Here is a 17,181-nt window from a genome sequence, read left to right as displayed (position 1 = left end):
AAGATATTTTATCTATTCATTGCTAAAAAATCGAAAAATTTAAGTTTTTGAAACTAAAATTATTATCATGTTCAAAATCGACTTCGAAACTATCAATGATTTACTCGAGAAAAGCATGAGTGGGATCGTAGTTGTGGATCGGGATCTGAGAATTCTTTACGTTAATGATATATTTGCTCAGATGTGCAATTATTCGAAAGAAGAACTTTTAAACACCAGCATTTTAAACTTGGTATACGAAGAAGATCTCGAAAGAGCCAAGGATTTTGCGAGAAGAGCCTTTAATGGTGAATGGGTTTTTGATGAGATTCGATATAAAACAAAGCATGGAGAAGTTAGATGGGCCACAGGTTTTATTAGACCATTTGAAAAGGATGGAGAAATTTATGGTGCTGGGAGTTATGTTGACATTACCTGGGTAAAAGAGCTCCAGAAAATCCTTGAAGAAAGTGAAAGATTTTATCGTGAGTTAATTGAGGGCTCAGAAGCGCCAATGTATATAGTCCAGAACGGGAAGTTTGTTTTTCTCAACAAGAAGTGTTCGGAGCTCACGGGCTATACTCGGGAGGAACTGCTAAACATGAATCCTTTTGACTTGGTCCATCCTGAAGACAGAGAAATGGTTCTGAGGAGGTATTTAGAAAGAGAGCAGGGTTTAAGACAAGTCGATACTTACAGTTTTAGAATTGTAGGCAAAAACAGAACTGGATGGTTCACAATGGTTGCGAGGAGGATCATGTATAACGGAGAACCTGCTGTTTACGTCACAGGATTCGAGTCCACGGAGATTTTTTTACTCTATGAAGAGCTCAAAAAGAGAAATGAAATTCTTAAAGACCTTGTAAATAAATTAAAGGAGAACATCGATGCAATGGCGACTCTTGTCGATCGTATAAGGAATCCCTTAGCAGGATTGCTTGGTTATGTGGAGTGTTTTGGGAACGAGGAAATCAGGAGGAAAATAACGGAACAAGTTTACAGGATAGACGAGATAGTGTCAAAAATCGATCAAGAATGGGTTAAATCAGAAGAAACTGTAAGGAAGTTAAAAGAGCTTGAAAATCAGAGTTCGATTTTTGGTAATGTTAAACAATAGTTTTGCTTATCTTTATAAACATTAACGTTAAAGGCCCATCAAGCGGGGGTTGCCGAGTGGAAAAGGCGCAGGGCTTAAGACCCTGTCCCGTAGGGGTCCGCGGGTTCGAATCCCGCCCCCCGCATGAGAAACGAGGACAAAGGCTGGCTGGACTTGATCTCTGAAGCTTTTTACGAGCTGATCTATGAAAAAAGAGATATTCGAGACGTTTTTCTTCAACCAGCTATGGGATTCTGCAGAAAGGGTTATGTGCAATCGGGGTCTTAAGCGGTTCGTTTGGCTTTCTAAGCCTTCTGGAGCCTTTTTCTTCTGTCCAGACAAATGGGTTTTTGTGCTCATAGATTTTGTTTATAGGTTGCTATTCGACATTAAGTAGTCCAACACTCTGCAAAGCTTTAAAAAGCAAGTAAAATTCAAAAACAAATCAATCTAAAGACAAAAAATTTGTTTTAGCCTTTGGTATCTGTCTTAGCAAATAATTTAAAACACCTACTTTTGTTTTTGGCTAATTTTTCTGTCATTAGGCATTAAAATCGAGAAAACAAAGGCTATTGCAACGACAACAGTCAAGAATAAGAAATAAGCGGTTGCACTATGGATAAATTGGGGAGCCATTAACATCAGAGCCACAGAAATAGCTCTGCTCACAAGTCCAACGAATCCTGTAGCGCTTCCATGAAGCTCTTTTTTATGGAACTTTCCAATCCAATCCATTATTATTGGATACGCCGGTAGCATTAGAAATCCAGAAATGGCGATAAACATGTAGACTGCCATCTTTTCATGATAATTTGAAAGAATTAGGAAGAAAATCGCTATAAGCGGAATTATTGTTCTGATGTAGAACGTTCTAAGATTTGCTTTGGAAACAAGGCTCGGAATAAACGTTATACCGATTAGACCAAAGAATATGGCCAACGCTACAGCATCCCCGGCAATTTCTCCAAGTTTTACGGTTTCAAGCGCCGGTTGAAGCCAAGTGGCCAAGTTATCAAAGGCAGCAACCCCCAATCCAAGTATACAGCCGATAGTCCACAAATCTTTCTTTGTTATAACTTCTCTGGGCTCAAATTTGAAAACAGCCTGTTTTTTAGTGTTTACAAACTTTGAAATTCCGAAAGCGAATATTGTTATACCCAAAAGCGAAATTACGGCGCTGGGCAAAATCAGCATTTGTATTCCGCCATCAGTATACAGAGCATATCCTGTTGCGAGGGCAAAAATCGTTCCAAGATACATTGAAAGACTGAGTATTGAAACAACGAGAGCTCTTTTCTCTTCGTATAGTCTTGAGGCAAAGGGAACAAACCCATTTAGCAGAAAAGGCTGGCCGATTGCTGAAAAAAGCTGGCAAATAAATAGCCATAAGTATGAATATGGGATGAAAATTCTGCCAAATCCACCAAGAAACGTCATGAATGCACCAAAAGTTAGCCAGAAACGGAAGTTTTTGTCAAGCAGGATGCCACATGGGATCGTTAAAATTAGGAAAAATACGGGATAAAGGACAGCAAGATACCCCACAAGTTCCTTGGAGACTTTCAAATCTTCCGCCACGTTTGTCACTACAGGAGAAAAAGTCACCCATATAGATTGTGATGCGAAGGTTATCAAAATGAATCCTAAAATGAGGAGATTTTTCATAAAACTCACCCATAGAGCCCTATAACTAAATTTTTAACAATTTCATCTACTGCTTCAGGTTCGAAGAGTCCGACGAGCAGAGGCGCGATGCTCGAGTCTATTTTTCCACTCTTAAATTCTTCGAGCACTTTTTCAATTTGAATTTCATTTATTTTAATTTCCTTCTTTGTTTCCAATGCCTTCTTTGCGTCATGAAGGAATTCTTCAGCAGTTTTTCTGTGTATAGGCGAGATTGTTAGATGTATATTCGTCGGAATATTGTATTTTTCAAAACCTCTTTGCAGATGGAAATGCCACCCCATATCTCTCATGGTGCTCACAAATGAAATCATGTCTATCTCGTTGCAATATAGGCTAAGAATCGAAGATTCAATTGGAGCAACACTTTTGAAGCCAAGCGATTTCATTCCCATATATATTTTATCTCTTGCAATCAATACATCTTTTGCAAGTTTAATGTAGCCTTTTTCGCCCAGATAGTTTATAACAGCAAAGGCAGAAGCTAAGGGGCCAAGAGAGCGGGACGAAAGAACCCCGGTATTTATAAAAATATAGCCTGGATTAGAGGTGTTAACAAATATCGAATCCTTTTTGAGCTCATCTGAGTTGAAAAGCACAACTGAAGCACCTTTTGGAGCGTAGCCGTATTTATGAACGTCCGCTGAGATCGAAGTAACACCTTCAACTCTAAAGTCGAAGGGCTCGACTTTTTCACCGAGCTTTTCGAAGAAGGGAAGTATGAACCCTCCAAGGCAAGCATCAACATGTAAAAGAATCCCTTTATCCTGAGCTATTTCAGCGATTTCTTTAACGGGATCAATAGTTCCAAAAGGCCAGTTTGGAGCGGAAATAGCAATAAGAGCGGTTTCACTTCCTATTATAGACTTTAGACTTTCAGCGTCTGCCTTTAGATTTTCATCGACATCGAATACTTTGACTTTGAGCCCAAGATAGTGCGCCGCTTTGAAAAACGATGAATGAATTGTAAAAGGAACGACGAGTTGCGGGATTTTATTTTTTCCCATTCTTTTCCAGAAATTGTTTCTCGCAGAAAGAACCGCAAGAATTATGCTCTCTGTTCCGCCGAATGTAAAAGTTCCAAAAGCATTCTTTCCATGCAGTAGATTCTTGCAAAATTCAACTACAGCTCTTTCAAAAAATATTGCACTCTTGTATACTGTAAAGTCAAGCATGTTTTTGTTGTAAAACTTTTCAAGAGCAATCTTGGCAACCTTGTCAAGTTCTTCATCACCGGTTTCGTAAACGTAGGCAAATAATCTTCCTGGCGACACCAAGTCAAGCCTCTCAGCATCGCTTAAAATTTTATCAATTTTTTCCATGTAAAATTTGTTTGCAGTCCCAACTTAAATTTTTCTCTACTATTTTGAGTATATTATGAAATTAGGTTATTATTTCCAAAAACTTTTTATTTTTTGAAGTTCAAGTCAGCACTATGCTAGGCATAAATCCGACTCTGATTGTTAGAGAGAAGCCATACACAAAGGAAGAGCTGATGGAGGCCTTAAGACTTGCAATATCTGCTGAACTGGATGCGATAAACCTTTACGAACAGATGGCGAAATTTAGTATGGACGAGAACTGTAAAAAGATATTTCTCGATGTGGCAAGAGAGGAAAAAGCCCATGTTGGTGAATTCACTGCATTGCTTCTCAGTCTCGATTCTGAACAGATATCTGAGTTAAAGGATGGGTTTAAAGAAGTAGAGGATAAGACAGGAATTAAGACTGCTTTGGATGGTGGAGGAGGTTACTTTGCAACGCTTAGCAATGCCTTTATGGAAGGTGTTACTAGGACAAGAAGGTTGGTAAATCTATTACCAAAAACAAAAGTTTCTGCACAATCTTACAGAGTTGATCTGATTTCTGCTGAAGGAGATGTAAAGGTTGTAAAGCGGGAATACAGGTCAATTCCTTTGCTCACTCAAAGACTCCTTGTAGGTATTCGAGAGCTCAGCGATGGTAGTTATGATCCTGCAATTGCAGTAAAAGCTGGAGAAATGCTTGTTATGGCAGAGGAGAAACAGATAATTTGTGGTTTCATGGCTGGAAAAAAGATGAAACTTGGAAAGTGGGATACGAGTGAGGATTGCCTGGACGAGCTAATGAAAGCTATGAGAGAAGTAGCAAAGTTTTCAGCAGGACCATATGCAATGATTTTGAGCCCTGAAAGATTTTCGAAATTGCTAAAAGTCCACGAGAAAGGGGGAAAAATGCTCATTGAAGTCTTGAGGGAAATCTTTAGCGGAGGCATAATCGTGACTCCAGTGGTGGAAGATAGAGTAATAGTTTTTGCAAACTCACCGAGTGTTCTTGACGTTGTAATCGGCCATGAGCTCGAGCTAAAAGAGCTTGGTCCTGAGCAGGACAGTATTGCATTCTTGGCAATGGAGGCCCTTGACTTGAGGCTAAAGACTCCGGAAGCTGTTGTGGTTCTCGAGTGATGGAGAAGATAAACTTCGATTCTGAATTTATTCCTCTTATTTTGAATGGGACCAAGAGGACTACGATAAGAAAGGGTATAAGGAGTTATCCAGTTGGAAAAATAGTCGAGCTGACTGTTAACAATGAACCTGTGGCACTTGCGAAGGTAAAGAAAGTTGTAGTAAAGAGAACTTCCGAGCTAAATGATGAAGATGCAAAGGTAGATGGCTTTGAAAACAAAGAGGAGCTAATAAACACCCTTAAACGAATATATGGAGAGATAAATGATTCGGATTTTGTCACAATCGTGCACTTCGAAGTCCTCAAGCGTTAGAAATAACTTTTTTTAGTTTCTCGAATTCTTCCGCGAGCTTTGATTTTTTATAACCATGATCGATGAAATCCCATGGAAGTTTCGCGTCAACGTTTATTGCATTTAGAAATTGAAGATAGATACGATAACTCTTCCCTTCAAGAATTTCCGAAACTCTCTCGTCTCCTCGAGAAAGAATAGTCTGAAGAACGAATTCTTTTAATCTTGGCTTGGAAAATTCTATTCCACTCTTTTTGCATTCTTTATCCAGAAGTTCTATTTTCTTCTTCAACTCCTCTACTCCGCCTTCTCCACCAAATTTCAGCCACTGCAATGGTGTGTGCGGTTTCGGAACAAGAGGATTAACCGAAATTTCTACATTTGGAATGAATTTCTTAAGCTCATTTGCCTGTTCAACAATTTTACGAACGTCTTCAAAGCTTTCGCCGGGAATTCCAATCATATAGTATAGTTTTAGCTTTTCAAATTTTCCTGAAGAGATCTCAACTGCCCTCTTAACGTCTTCAAAGCTTATTTCTTTTCTAAGAAACTCTCCAAGCTTTTGTGAGGCGGTTTCTGGAGCGAGTGTTATGGTCTTAACATTGCCCATTCTTAGCAGTTCTACTGTTTCCTCGTCCAAGCTGTCAGCTCTTAAAGAGCTTGGGGAGACATCAAAACCATTTTCAACAAATTTCTGCAGGATGTCCTTGAATTTGGGATGATCTGTGGGTGAAGGAGCTATTAAAGCCACTTTTTTTACATCTTTAACTTCAGGTAGGTCTTCAAGCCTTCTCCATCTTGGTGGAGCATAGATCTGACGAACGAGGCAGAAACTGCATTTTCTAATGCATCCTCTGCCAATTTCGATTAGAAAACATCTCCCATAAGCTCCTTCGGCTATTATTTCACTTTCAAGATGTCTTTCAATCTTTGAATACACTCTTTTAACTTTATCTTCTTTTCCGGTGTAAATTCCTTCAATACCGAAAAGTTCTTCGGGACTTTTTACGCTTAGAATCTCTTCCAGCTTTCCTTCGACTTCTCCGATAAAAAAAGCGTCGAAAAATTTCTTTATCGGCTCTGGATTCTCCATGACGCATGGACCGCCGGCAATCTTAATTCCCTTAAAGCCACTTTCTTTAAGAATTTCGACTGCTTTGAAGTAATCTATCTCATATTGTAAGCTGAAAAGAGCAAAATCAAACTCTGAAAGAGGAGTTTGAGTTTCGATACTTCTTAATCCTCCAAAAACATCTGTATAAAATCTTTCACAGATCGCAAACTCATTTATTTCAGCGTAGATCTGCTGTAACCCTATGTTTGCAACTCCGCCAACGTAGCGGTTCGGGTAAACTAATGCGACTTTCTTGGCACCTTTTCGAAACTTTCGCTGGAATGGATTAAACTCCATGTCTTTTTTATTATGCCAAAAAAGATTTTAACTTTTGCTCAACCTTAGTGCTATGAATATAATCGAAGCCGCTGAGAACCTTTACCTTGTCGATCTCCCCCAAAATCTGGAAGGATTCAGGAAGTTCATAAGCTGTTGGGTAATCAAAAATGGGTCAACAGCGACAGTTGTAGATGTTGGTCCAAAGGCTACGATTCCAAAACTTCTCGAAGCCTTAAATTATCTCGGAATAAAGAAGGTTGAATTTGTGCTACTAACTCACATTCATCTGGATCACTCCGGGGGAATTGCCGAATTTCTCCAGAAGTTTCCTGAGGCGAAGGTTGTTGCCCATAAAAGTGCTATAAAACATCTTGTAAATCCTGAAAAGCTATGGAAGGCATCTCTAGATACAATCGGAGAAATTGCGAGAGTGTATGGGGAGCCAGCTGGAATTGACGAGTCTAATATTTATAGAGGCAAAATAGAATTTGCTGGAAAAGAAATAGAGATCATTGAAACCCCCGGGCACGCATCGCATCATCAGAGCTATCTTTTTGGGGAATTTTTATTCATAGGTGAATGTGTGGGAGTGCACATTCCACTCAAGAATGACTATTATCTCCGCCCCGCTACACCACCCAAGTTTTACTACGAACCAGCCATGAATTCCCTTGAAAAGATTCTGAAAATGGGTAGCAAGAGAGTTTGCTTTGCTCATTTTGGGTTCAAGAGGGACAGTGTTGAAATTGCTGAAAGAGCAATGAAACAGCTCAGGTTCTGGGTATCGACTGTTTACGATATCGCATGCAGAAGGGATATAAGGGATGAGAAGGAACTGAGTAGAATTGCAAAAGAGGAATTGCTTGAAAAGGATGTTAAGTTTTCAAATTACAAGCTCCTCGATGATGATATAAAAAAGAGGGAAGACTTCTTCATCGCAAATTCGCTTAAAGGCATTCAGGAATACGTTTACGAAACCTATTGTCTTTGAGGTGTTGAATTGGAAGCTGAAAATTGGGCAAGAATACTGGTAGAAATAAGAAGGAATCTGATCAAAATTTTTGCGCTGGTGACTTTAGTTGTGGTAATTTCTTTTCCCTTCACACCGATGATAATTCAGTTTGTCATAGAAGAGACGTATCCAAAGCCCGTATTAAGTGTTGAAGAGATTCAAAGAATTTCAGAAGAACTGCAAAAATCTGCAGAAGTGCTGAAGAATGAGACAAACACGAGCTCTGCATTAGAAGAGCTAAAGAAAATATCCAGGGTTGTTTCGCCTTTTGTTGGACCCGTGGTGCTAACACCCACAGAAGTTCTGATTCTTAGTGTAAAGATCTCAATAGCAATGGGCATAGCTTCGGCGATTCCTTACCTGCTCTTTCTGACGAGCAAAGCTCTAAAATTTAGAGGATTACTTAGGACTTCGACTCTTTATTATGGGATTTTTTCACTCGTTCTTTTTATTCTTGGAACACTCTACGGCTTTTTCATAATAAGGTTTGTTATTCAGTTTCTGCACAACATTACCGTTTCACAGGGGGTGATTCCGCTCTACAGTCTTGCAGAATTCGTTAACTTTGTTCTCTTCCTGACATTCATCTTTGGATTCTTTTTCCAGATACCGGTTATAATGGTCTTTCTTGTCAGAAATGGTATACTTCAATACGAAAGCATCAGACAATATCGCAGGCACAGTTATGTCCTATTTTTCGCTCTTGCTGCTATAGCGACACCTACAGTTGATATATTCACACAAACGATGCTCGCATTGCCCATGATCCTTCTTTTTGAGATTGGATTGGTTTTTTCAAAAATCTTTAGTCCTGTTCGGTCTTGACGGATTCTACAATTGTCTTTCCTGCCACGACCTCGTCTATGCTGTGCACAACCCCTCCGAGATCTTCTATGACTTTTCTGATCTCTTCGTAGTCGATGCTTGTGCCAACGATCGTGATTTTTACGGATTCAGTCTCCTGGTCGATCTCTGAGAGGGTTATGTTTACTCCTTCAACGTTCTTTACTTGGCTCAGCTTTATCGCGAAAAACACATTTGACGGCTCATGGGACTTCAAGACATCAAGAACGAGCCTTCTTATTCCACCCATACCAAAACTTTATTACCTTTAGTATATCAAAGTTTTCATATGTTCGATCTGCACACTCATTCAGTGTTCAGCGATGGCGATCTGATTCCGAGTGAGATGATCAGAAGAATTGCGTCAGTTGGAAACGAAGGTTTTGCAATCACGGATCATGCGGACTTCTCGAATATCTCATTCGTGCTTTCAAACCTTTTAAAGTTGAAAGATCTTGATTACGAGATCGATTTTCTTGTTGGCGTGGAGATCACACATGTTCCCCCTGAGCTGATCGGCAGAGCGGTTGAACTTGCTTGGAAAGAAGGTGCAGAGATTGTTGTTGTCCATGGGGAAACGATTGCAGAGCCTGTTGCTGAAGGAACAAATTCAAGTGCCTTAAATGAGGAAATAAACATATTGGCTCATCCAGGGCTGATCAGTGATGGCGATGCGGAAAAGGCAAAGGAAAACGGAGTGTATCTCGAAATTTCTGCAAGAAGGGGGCATAGCCTTACGAATGGGCATGTGGCAAGGATTGCGGAGAAGTTCTCGTGCGATCTTGTAATAAACACAGACATGCACTCGCCAACAGATATAATTAATGACTCGATGGCTAAGAAAATTCTTGCCGGAGCTGGGGTTAGGGATTTGGAGAGCGTTTTGAAAAACAACGAGAAGCTATTCAGAAAGCTCAGGAAGTAGCTCTATGCGTAAGAACGATCGAGGTTGCGGTTATAACCAGAATACCACCGAGTATCTGAAGAGTGTCGAGAATTTCTCCAAAATAGAGAAATCCAACCAGAATAGCAAATACTGGTTCGATCAAGGCGATTATCGGAGCTTTCTGCAGTTTCACACGTTTAACACCATATATGAAAAGTGTAAACGGAATGGCTGTTGGCACTAAACCGAGTCCGATAGCCCAGAGAACTGGAAATTCGTGGAAATTAAGCAGGGAGTATGGTAAAAGCATTATTGATCCAAAAAATACATTAAAGAATGTTATTTGGAAAGATGAGAAATCTTTAGCCTTTTTTGTCAGAGCAAAAACGACTGCATAGCTCATTCCGGAAACTATGCCTGAGATCAAACCGAAATTGAGTTCTGCATAGGGAGAAAGCATCAGGTATAGCCCGAACAAACCTAAGGGAAGTGAAATCAGGGTCTTTTTCTCTATTTTCTCTCCCCGGAGGATAGCAAATATTAGAACATAGATTGGTGCGGTGTAGAGAAGCAACGCCGCTGTTCCTGCCTCGATCTGCTGAATTGCGTTGATGTAAGACACTATCGTGAGTAGATTAAAAACCGCCAAAGCTAAGTGAAGTTTTGTTACTCTTAAACCCTCTTTTGCGGTCAGTATAAACGGTAAAAGAAAGATTGTGGCAAATGAAAGGCGAATAAATGCTACAAAAATTGGATCGCTACCCGTGTTGCGAACAAAAATCGATATTGTGCCCATTAAGATGGCTGAAAAAAGAATTGCGAACTCTCCTCGCATCAGGTATCTGGGAGAGTTCCCCTCAAGTATTCCTCGTAAGCCTTCAGATCGAAATATCCATGACCACTTAGGTTAAAGACGATCACTTTTTCTTCTCCAGTCTTCTTTGCCTCAATAGCCTTGTCTATGGCTACTTTTACCGCATGGGCACTCTCTGGAGCGGGAATGAGCCCTTCGACCCTTGCGAAGAGCACGCCCGCGTCAAATACTTCGAGCTGTCCGACTGCAACTGGCTTAATTATCCCATTTTTGACGAGAACACAAAGCGACGGAGCCATGCCATGATAGCGAAGCCCACCCGCATGTATTGGTGGAGGAATGAAGTCATGTCCGAGAGTATACATCATCAAAAGCGGTGTCAAGCCAGCAGTGTCGCCAAAGTCGTATCTGTATTCTCCTTTAGTTAGCGATGGGCACGCTCTTGGTTCTACTGCGATCAGTTCGATGTTCTCCTTTAAAGCGTCTTTTACGAAAGGATAGCAGAAACCAGCGTAGTTGCTTCCCCCACCCACACAACCGATCATGTAATCTGGCTTTAGATCGAGCAACTCAAGCTGTTTTTTAACCTCAAGTCCAATTATCGTCTGGTGAAGCAAAACATGGTTCAAAACACTTCCAAGGCTGTATTTTGCGTTATTACTTTTTACAGCCGTCTCAACCGCCTCGCTTATCGCAATTCCAAGGCTTCCTGGGCAGTTCGGATCTTTTTCAAGGATCTTTTTTCCGCTTTCAGTAAGCCTGCTTGGCGATGGTATTACTTCAGCCTTCCATGTTTCCATCAGAATTCTTCTGTATGGCTTTTGCTCGTAGCTTGCTTTAACCATGTAAACCCTGCACTTCAAGCCAAATAGATTTGTTGCAAATGCCAAAGCGGAACCCCATTGTCCCGCTCCAGTTTCTGTTGTGAGCATTTCTATGCCCTCCTTCATGTTGTAGTAAGCCTGAGCAATTGCTGTGTTTGGCTTATGGCTTCCCGGAGGACTTACACCCTCATACTTATAGAAGATCTTTGCGGGTGTTTTCAAAGCCTTTTCAAGTCTCTCCGCCCTTATAAGGGGAGTAGGGCGATAGATCCTATAAATGTCTAAAACTTCTTCTGGAATTCTGACCCATCTATCTTCGCTCATTTCCTGCTTGATCAATGCCTTTGGAAAAACAGGTTCAAGCTCATGGGGTTTTATTGGCTCTCTCGTTGCGGGATTTAGTGGTGGTGGGATCTTTTCAGGCAAATCTGGGATCACGTTATACCATTTCTTCGGCAGGTATTCTTCGTCCAGAACGTATCTGCTCATGAGTAACGAGAATTTTCCCGCTATATAACCTTTTTCCTACTTGAAAGGAATTCAGGAATTGAGGAGCTGGTAAATCTGTTCTAAAGCATCAACAATTCTTGGACCGGGGCGGGAAATTATGTCTGCGTCGATAACAAACACTTTTCCATTTTTAACAGCTTCAACGTTTTTTAATCTCTTGTCACTCATCACCCACTCGTAAACGACATCTCTTCCACCACTCATCCCGCTACCACTGCTGACTATTATGACTTCAGGATTCGCTCTGATCAAGTCCTCAACGCTCACGATTCTCCAGCCTGAGAAGTTAAAAACGTTGATACCGCCTGCGATCGTAATTGCTTCGTCGATGAAAGTCTCCTTTCCGCTTACCCATATCGGATCGTTCCAGACAATATGTGCAACCCTTTTGTAGCTTTTCTCCCTTGCTTTTATCTCTGAGATTCTCTTTTCCATCTCTGAAACAATCTTTTCCGCATTTTCGTAATTTCCCGTGGCAACGCCAATTGCGAGAATAGATCTTTCAATTCCCCTTATGTCCTTCGGATCGAATGCGATTACTTTTGTGTATTTTCGAAGCACTTCTATTGTCGCCAATCCATTGCCATAGGAAGCTATGACGAGATCTGGCTTTAAGGAAATAATTCTCTCCACGTTTACAGTTGAATATCCGCCAATTCTCTGAATTTTGCCTTTTGCAACCAATTCAGCAACTTCAGGCGGATAATTGCAGTAGTCTGTGACTCCAACCACTCTATCCCCAGCTCCTATGGCAAAAAGTATCTCGGTGTTGCTTGGAGAAAGCGAGACAATTCTCTGCGGATTCCCTGCGGTTATCGAATAACCAGTATCGTCAATAGATAAATTGAAAGCAAACCCAGATTCGAATTTTTCTTCAGTTTTGGGAATTGTTGAGTGTTCAGTTTGAACGCAGAAGATTGCCGTTAAGCAAATTAAAAGAATGAAAGCAAATATTTTTTTCATTTTCTCAGCCTTAAGAAAACCAAGGCAATCGCGAGGATTGCGAAAGTCAGCTCAAAGCCCGGAGTGGACTTTGGCTTCTCTGCAACCGTGGGGGTTGTGATTGTTGTTTCAACTTTTGGTGTTGTTTTTTCAATTTCTGGAAGCTTTTCTTCGAATTCCTTGACAATTGCAAAGTAGCTGAAGCCATGGGTAAATGCTCTATAATATCTGTAATTTTCATCGGAGCCCAAAAGTTCGGTTTTCAGCTTTCTCCATTCTCCAGCTTCAAACTTTGCCAATACAAAATTCTCTTTAGCGTCTTTAGGGACAAAGAATGTTATGTATCCACTTAAGTTCTTTGGCTCTACGTTTATTGAGAAGTATGCTATCGCATTCTCGAGCTTCAAGGTCTCTGGGATTTCTCTGAGCTTTTCTATCTTTACAGTTAAGTTTTTGCCTTCTGCGGTATAGATTGTTATCTCATCCACGTAAATTTGAAGGAAAAGATCCATTGGCAAACATATTTTCGTCTCATTGCCAACAGCGATAACATTTGTGCTGTAAACTGGCAGAATTTTTATCGGATGGTATTTGCCAAGTAATGCCATGATTGCTGAAGTTGTCATATAGCCCGGGTTCGAAGTTTCGTAGCTTGTGTATTTGAAATAACCTTCTGCGGTTTGAAGGCTGAGCAGATGATCAACAACGCTTATCGAATTCCTTTTGAACTCCATCGGATTCTCTCCAGCGGAAACAAGAGCCTGAATAGCCCATGAATCGCTTGCAGAGTTGCTTGCGGACTCTCCAAAGTATCTCATTCCGCCGTCTGGGTTCTGACAGGTTTTCAGATATTCGATGGCTTTGCTAACCGCTCTATAATCCTTTGCAAGCATCAAAACCTGTATAGCTGCTGAAGTGTCATCGCAGTCGCTCAGTTCTCCAGCGATCCACGGAAATCCACCATCTGGATTTTGAGCCGACTTCAACCATTCTACGGATCTCGAGATGTCTTCTCCAACAGCCTTTAACGCCAAAGCCCCCCAGATAGTTGTGTAAACATAATCACCAATCTGACCGTCGTCCTTAACTTTTTCTTTAAGCATATCAACGAGATTGTAGCCCTCAAAGTTTCTTGGATCTTTGTTTGCATAAACCAATGCGAGGATAGTCCGAGCTATGTCTGCGGTTCCCATTTTTGGAATTTCATCTTTTATTTTTTCTCTCACGTAATCCATTGGGCTTTTCTCATTCTTTTTCCAATCCTCAGGATTCTCCCCAGCGGAAACTATTGCCATTATCGCCCAGCAGGTTGCTGAAAATAGACTTTCTTGTTCTCCAAATCCTCCATCATCTCTCTGTAGGCTTTTAAGGTATCCAATAGCTCTTTTTATCCTCTCATCGTTTTCCTTCAGCGGGAATTTTTCCCATTGGCTCAGAATTGCAAATTTTCCAGTGGAGATATTTGCGCTGTAGTTCCCGTTATCTTTTTTAACCAAAATCCAGCGATCTCGATTTAAATTGAGAATCTTAAAAGCTTCGGTTGTTTCGAAGATTGCGGAAATCGAAGCATTTGCTTCAAGACTAAAACAGCCTTTAACATCATGCTGTGGCACTCGGCAGCTTTCATTTCTTATCGCTACTTCCGCATTCTCAGCCCGTATTATTAGCACTCCGTAGCCAAGGTTCAGGGCTCTCTCTCCTTGGACTATGAACTTATCCAGCTTTTCAGCGCTCTTCACTTTAATAATTTTGGTGATCGAGTCAGAAAGTCCTTCATTGTCAAATACCGTCAGCTTTACTTCATATTCTCCCTCTTTCTCAAATCTATAAGCCACAATTTTACCTTCAAGCACCTTTCCCTCGATTACCCACTGATATCGAACTATTTCTCTGTCATCGTATGACTTAGAGGCATTAAAAATAACTTCTTCACCGACTATCGGATTTAACGGGGTAAATTCGAATTCCGCTACAGGAGGGATCTTTGACTCCCATTTCACGTTAATCTGCAGTTCGTAGTTTGTTCCAATCTTTATTATTATGGCATAAGGCGATGTGTCTGGTTTTTCATCCATGCTTCTCGAAAAATACCATATTATCTCGTCTCCCGGATAGATTCTGTAATCCGAGGCGGAAATCCCTGGTATAGGTTTGTTTGGGTAATTAACCCAATACATCCATCCAGAAGTTTTTCCAAGGCTTCCCGTGCAAATTCCACGAATGCATTCAACAAAGATCCCCCAGTCAGAGAGTTTCGTCGAGTAGGAATACCCAAGGCTCTCACAAGCCTTCTTTAGTGCTCCAAATGCGGTTCTCCAGCTTATTTTCTTGCCCTGTTCCTCAAAGCTTCCATCTGGGAGCAGTATTGCGGGAGTCGGGGCGAAATAGGTAGCTTTACATTCTCTGATCTTGATAACTTTACTTGCTTCGCCCGCATCGGATATTGCGGTAATAAGCAAGTCTCCAGTGATCCTTGGAATAAAGACTGCGGGTTGCTGTGGAGTGGAGTTTGCATAAATCGGGACTCCATAGTTCATTCTTAAAATCAGAAAGCTTGGCTGGTCTGTGTAGATATAGACTTCCTTGTTTACACAGTCCCCACTCGTTTGAATGCTCAATGCAAATGCAGGAGTTAAGAGAAGGAGAAGAGCTAAAATAATTCTCATCTTACTTCGACCTCCACGGGTCCGAACCATGTTATGAGCTTTTCAGGATAGTCTTCAAACTTGTATATTCCAGCATAAAGCCTGTAGATTCCAGTTTTGACTTGTTGCGGAATTGCCACGAGCACAGGAACTCTAAGATCGCCCTTAGCGTAGAAAGTCGAAACTCCAGCTATGCTATCTCCATTTCCAAGTCCGCTCAGCACAAGAACGAACCAGCCTTCTTCAGTTGATACGTTAACAAATGCGGTTATATTCCCTCCTCTTGCCCCATTCGAGGCTGAAATATCCTTTATTCCAGCGGATTTCACGGCAACGTTGATCTTTATCATCGTAGTTGCATTCTCTGGAGTCTCAAATCCAGTGCCGTAGAGCAGATAAAGTCTGTCGCCATTGCTTAGCTCAATCTGATTAAGCCCAGCCCAGGGGCTTTCGTCGTTTAGGTAGTAAGTCCACCAGAGTTCCATTAGACCCATGATCGAGGAAACGAAAAAGCTTCCAGAGCTTTGATACCAGCTATCGTCGAGTTCGTAGCTGAAACCGATGTAAGCGTCGTTGGACTTCGAACCGAGACTTGCAAAGTGCAGAGCTCCAAGTCCTGAGGTTTTGCTAACTTCGTAAATTTTTTCACCAATCTTTTCTGTGTAATTTCCTGGGTAGAGAGTAACGTTTAGTTCGATGATTCCGCTTGAATTGAAGCAGTAAACGAAACCAGAATCGGAGCCGATGAACAATTTTCCTTCAGCGATTATTGGCGAGGACATTATGTTGTAGTAGCTACCTTCTGGCGGAATGAGACGGTAGAACCATAGAAGTTTTCCATCGATCGCATTGAGGGCATAGATTGTTCCTTGCTGAACATTTGTTGCAAAGTATATCCTTCCATTCTGCGCAACGGGGGTGGAATCAACCTTATCTGTCTCAAAAAACCATAATTTTTCCCCATTTGTTGAATTAAAACATGCAAATCCATTCTTTCCACCAATACAAACTTTTGAGTCCAAAAGCATCGCATTTGAAAGACTTCCGTTCCAGTTGGTTTTCCAGAGCAAATTCCCGCCAAGATCAAGGGCGTAGAGATAGTTTTGTGTTGCAAAGAAGATATTTTCGTCTGTTGCAACTGGTGAATTCGTGATCTTGGATTCCGCTGTGAAGTTCCAGAGCTGTTCGCCGTTTTCGTTCAAACAAAATATTTTATTTTCTGCTGAGAATAGAATCTTTCCGTCGCGTGCGAATGGACTTGCATAAGGACTGCCTTCAACGTTTGCTGAAAATTTCCATTTAATGCTTCCGTCAGGCTTTAAAGCCCAGATCGTTGAATTCGAAAAGGTATGAACATAAATCGTGCCATTGTAAAAGACTGGCGAGGAAGCGATGCCATACCAAGATGGCTGAGTTTCGAGCAAAAGCGATTTCTCTATTATTCCAGTGGTTGCGTTAACAAAGAATAGATGCCCCGAGAGATTGCCGATGATTACGGTATCTTCAATTACCAATGCTCTTCCCGCACCGCTTATGTTCTCGTTTCTCCACTCGATTTGTCCAGTGCTTGCATTCAGCTTGTAAAGTCCCGGATTCCACTGTCCCCACCCATACCAGTTTGCAACGTAAATGCTACCGTTATCGTAACTCGGAGTAGCTCCAACAAGCCCTGTGAGCTCGGTTTTCCAGCAAATTGATGGAATTATGTCTGCGGTTGCGGTTCCGATTGCCAGCAGAGTCAGAAAGATCAAGATCCTCATAAAAATACTGCCGCCATAGGACTTAAAAGATTTTCCAATAAATTTGATATGAAGTAAA

At 41.2% G+C, this 17,181-nt stretch carries 16 protein-coding genes and 1 tRNA gene; 8 read left to right on the top strand and 9 right to left on the bottom strand.

Annotated features, from left to right (window positions below):
• Positions 1 to 67 precede the first annotated feature (67 nt).
• The 3 genes from QXI54_06885 (at position 68) to QXI54_06875 (ending at position 1,472) form a co-directional block, all read left to right on the top strand.
• Positions 68 to 1,096, top strand: coding sequence for a PAS domain S-box protein (locus QXI54_06885; GenBank protein ID MEM0302873.1), 1,029 nt, complete (start codon positions 68 to 70; stop codon positions 1,094 to 1,096).
• Between the two features lie 42 nt (positions 1,097 to 1,138).
• Positions 1,139 to 1,220: transfer RNA gene (locus QXI54_06880), tRNA-Leu, on the top strand.
• 60 nt (positions 1,221 to 1,280) lie between these two features.
• Positions 1,281 to 1,472 carry a hypothetical protein gene (locus tag QXI54_06875; GenBank protein ID MEM0302872.1) on the top strand — a complete coding sequence of 64 codons (192 nt, stop codon included), beginning with the start codon at positions 1,281 to 1,283 and terminating at the stop codon, positions 1,470 to 1,472.
• Positions 1,473 to 1,585: 113 nt separating this feature from the next.
• Here the strand turns inward: QXI54_06875 and QXI54_06870 are convergent, their stop codons facing one another.
• Both QXI54_06870 and QXI54_06865 read right to left on the bottom strand, forming a co-directional pair.
• On the bottom strand, positions 1,586 to 2,740 hold the full coding sequence (locus QXI54_06870; protein MEM0302871.1) for an MFS transporter: 1,155 nt from the start codon (positions 2,738 to 2,740) through the stop codon (positions 1,586 to 1,588).
• Between the two features lie 5 nt (positions 2,741 to 2,745).
• Entirely contained in the window at positions 2,746 to 4,080 is a 1,335-nt protein-coding gene (locus QXI54_06865; GenBank protein MEM0302870.1) for an aspartate aminotransferase family protein, read from the bottom strand.
• A gap of 113 nt (positions 4,081 to 4,193) precedes the next feature.
• Here QXI54_06865 and QXI54_06860 point away from each other — a divergent pair, with 113 nt between their 5' ends.
• Together QXI54_06860 and QXI54_06855 are read left to right on the top strand one after the other, a co-directional pair.
• Positions 4,194 to 5,201 (top strand): family 1 encapsulin nanocompartment shell protein, encoded by a 1,008-nt coding sequence (locus tag QXI54_06860; protein ID MEM0302869.1) that lies wholly within the window; start codon positions 4,194 to 4,196, stop codon positions 5,199 to 5,201.
• Complete coding sequence (locus tag QXI54_06855; GenBank protein ID MEM0302868.1) at positions 5,201 to 5,515, top strand: ASCH domain-containing protein; 315 nt, start codon at positions 5,201 to 5,203, stop codon at positions 5,513 to 5,515. The genes QXI54_06860 and QXI54_06855 overlap by 1 nt, the downstream gene beginning before the upstream one ends.
• Here QXI54_06855 and QXI54_06850 read toward each other — a convergent pair.
• Complete coding sequence (locus QXI54_06850) at positions 5,505 to 6,905, bottom strand: radical SAM protein (GenBank protein MEM0302867.1); 1,401 nt, start codon at positions 6,903 to 6,905, stop codon at positions 5,505 to 5,507. The genes QXI54_06855 and QXI54_06850 overlap by 11 nt on opposite strands.
• Positions 6,906 to 6,957: 52 nt before the next feature.
• Here QXI54_06850 and QXI54_06845 point away from each other — a divergent pair, with 52 nt between their 5' ends.
• Positions 6,958 to 7,878, top strand: a complete 921-nt coding sequence (locus tag QXI54_06845; protein ID MEM0302866.1) for an MBL fold metallo-hydrolase — start codon at positions 6,958 to 6,960, stop codon at positions 7,876 to 7,878.
• A gap of 9 nt (positions 7,879 to 7,887) precedes the next feature.
• Positions 7,888 to 8,724: a twin-arginine translocase subunit TatC gene (locus QXI54_06840; GenBank protein ID MEM0302865.1), complete on the top strand. Its 837-nt coding sequence runs from the start codon at positions 7,888 to 7,890 to the stop codon at positions 8,722 to 8,724.
• Here the strand turns inward: QXI54_06840 and QXI54_06835 are convergent.
• The gene (locus QXI54_06835) at positions 8,705 to 8,992 is read right to left on the bottom strand and encodes a DUF211 domain-containing protein (protein MEM0302864.1); all 288 of its coding nucleotides are present in this window, start codon (positions 8,990 to 8,992) and stop codon (positions 8,705 to 8,707) included. The genes QXI54_06840 and QXI54_06835 overlap by 20 nt on opposite strands.
• 39 nt (positions 8,993 to 9,031) lie before the next feature.
• On the opposite strand from QXI54_06835, the gene QXI54_06830 reads away from it, so the two are divergent.
• Positions 9,032 to 9,667, top strand: a complete 636-nt coding sequence (locus QXI54_06830) for a histidinol phosphate phosphatase domain-containing protein (protein MEM0302863.1) — start codon at positions 9,032 to 9,034, stop codon at positions 9,665 to 9,667.
• Here the strand turns inward: QXI54_06830 and QXI54_06825 are convergent.
• Genes QXI54_06825 through QXI54_06805 form a run of 5 tightly spaced genes read right to left on the bottom strand, consistent with a single transcriptional unit; the run spans position 9,657 to position 17,123 of the window.
• Positions 9,657 to 10,463 carry an EamA family transporter gene (locus QXI54_06825; GenBank protein MEM0302862.1) on the bottom strand — a complete coding sequence of 269 codons (807 nt, stop codon included), beginning with the start codon at positions 10,461 to 10,463 and terminating at the stop codon, positions 9,657 to 9,659. The two genes, QXI54_06830 and QXI54_06825, sit on opposite strands and share 11 nt — an antisense overlap.
• The gene (locus QXI54_06820; protein MEM0302861.1) at positions 10,463 to 11,755 is read right to left on the bottom strand and encodes a TrpB-like pyridoxal phosphate-dependent enzyme; all 1,293 of its coding nucleotides are present in this window, start codon (positions 11,753 to 11,755) and stop codon (positions 10,463 to 10,465) included. Before QXI54_06820 ends, QXI54_06825 begins: the two co-directional genes overlap by 1 nt.
• A gap of 51 nt (positions 11,756 to 11,806) precedes the next feature.
• Positions 11,807 to 12,739 (bottom strand): cobalamin-binding protein, encoded by a 933-nt coding sequence (locus tag QXI54_06815; GenBank protein MEM0302860.1) that lies wholly within the window; start codon positions 12,737 to 12,739, stop codon positions 11,807 to 11,809.
• The gene (locus QXI54_06810; protein MEM0302859.1) at positions 12,736 to 15,384 is read right to left on the bottom strand and encodes a prenyltransferase/squalene oxidase repeat-containing protein; all 2,649 of its coding nucleotides are present in this window, start codon (positions 15,382 to 15,384) and stop codon (positions 12,736 to 12,738) included. Before QXI54_06810 ends, QXI54_06815 begins: the two co-directional genes overlap by 4 nt.
• Complete coding sequence (locus tag QXI54_06805; protein MEM0302858.1) at positions 15,381 to 17,123, bottom strand: PQQ-binding-like beta-propeller repeat protein; 1,743 nt, start codon at positions 17,121 to 17,123, stop codon at positions 15,381 to 15,383. Before QXI54_06805 ends, QXI54_06810 begins: the two co-directional genes overlap by 4 nt.
• Positions 17,124 to 17,181 lie beyond the last annotated feature (58 nt).

It is taken from the genome of Archaeoglobaceae archaeon, assembly GCA_038734275.1.
GTDB lineage: Archaea > Halobacteriota > Archaeoglobi > Archaeoglobales > Archaeoglobaceae > WYZ-LMO2.
The sequence above is the reverse complement of the archived record's forward strand: the minus strand, read 5'-3'. Positions and strand labels throughout refer to the sequence as shown.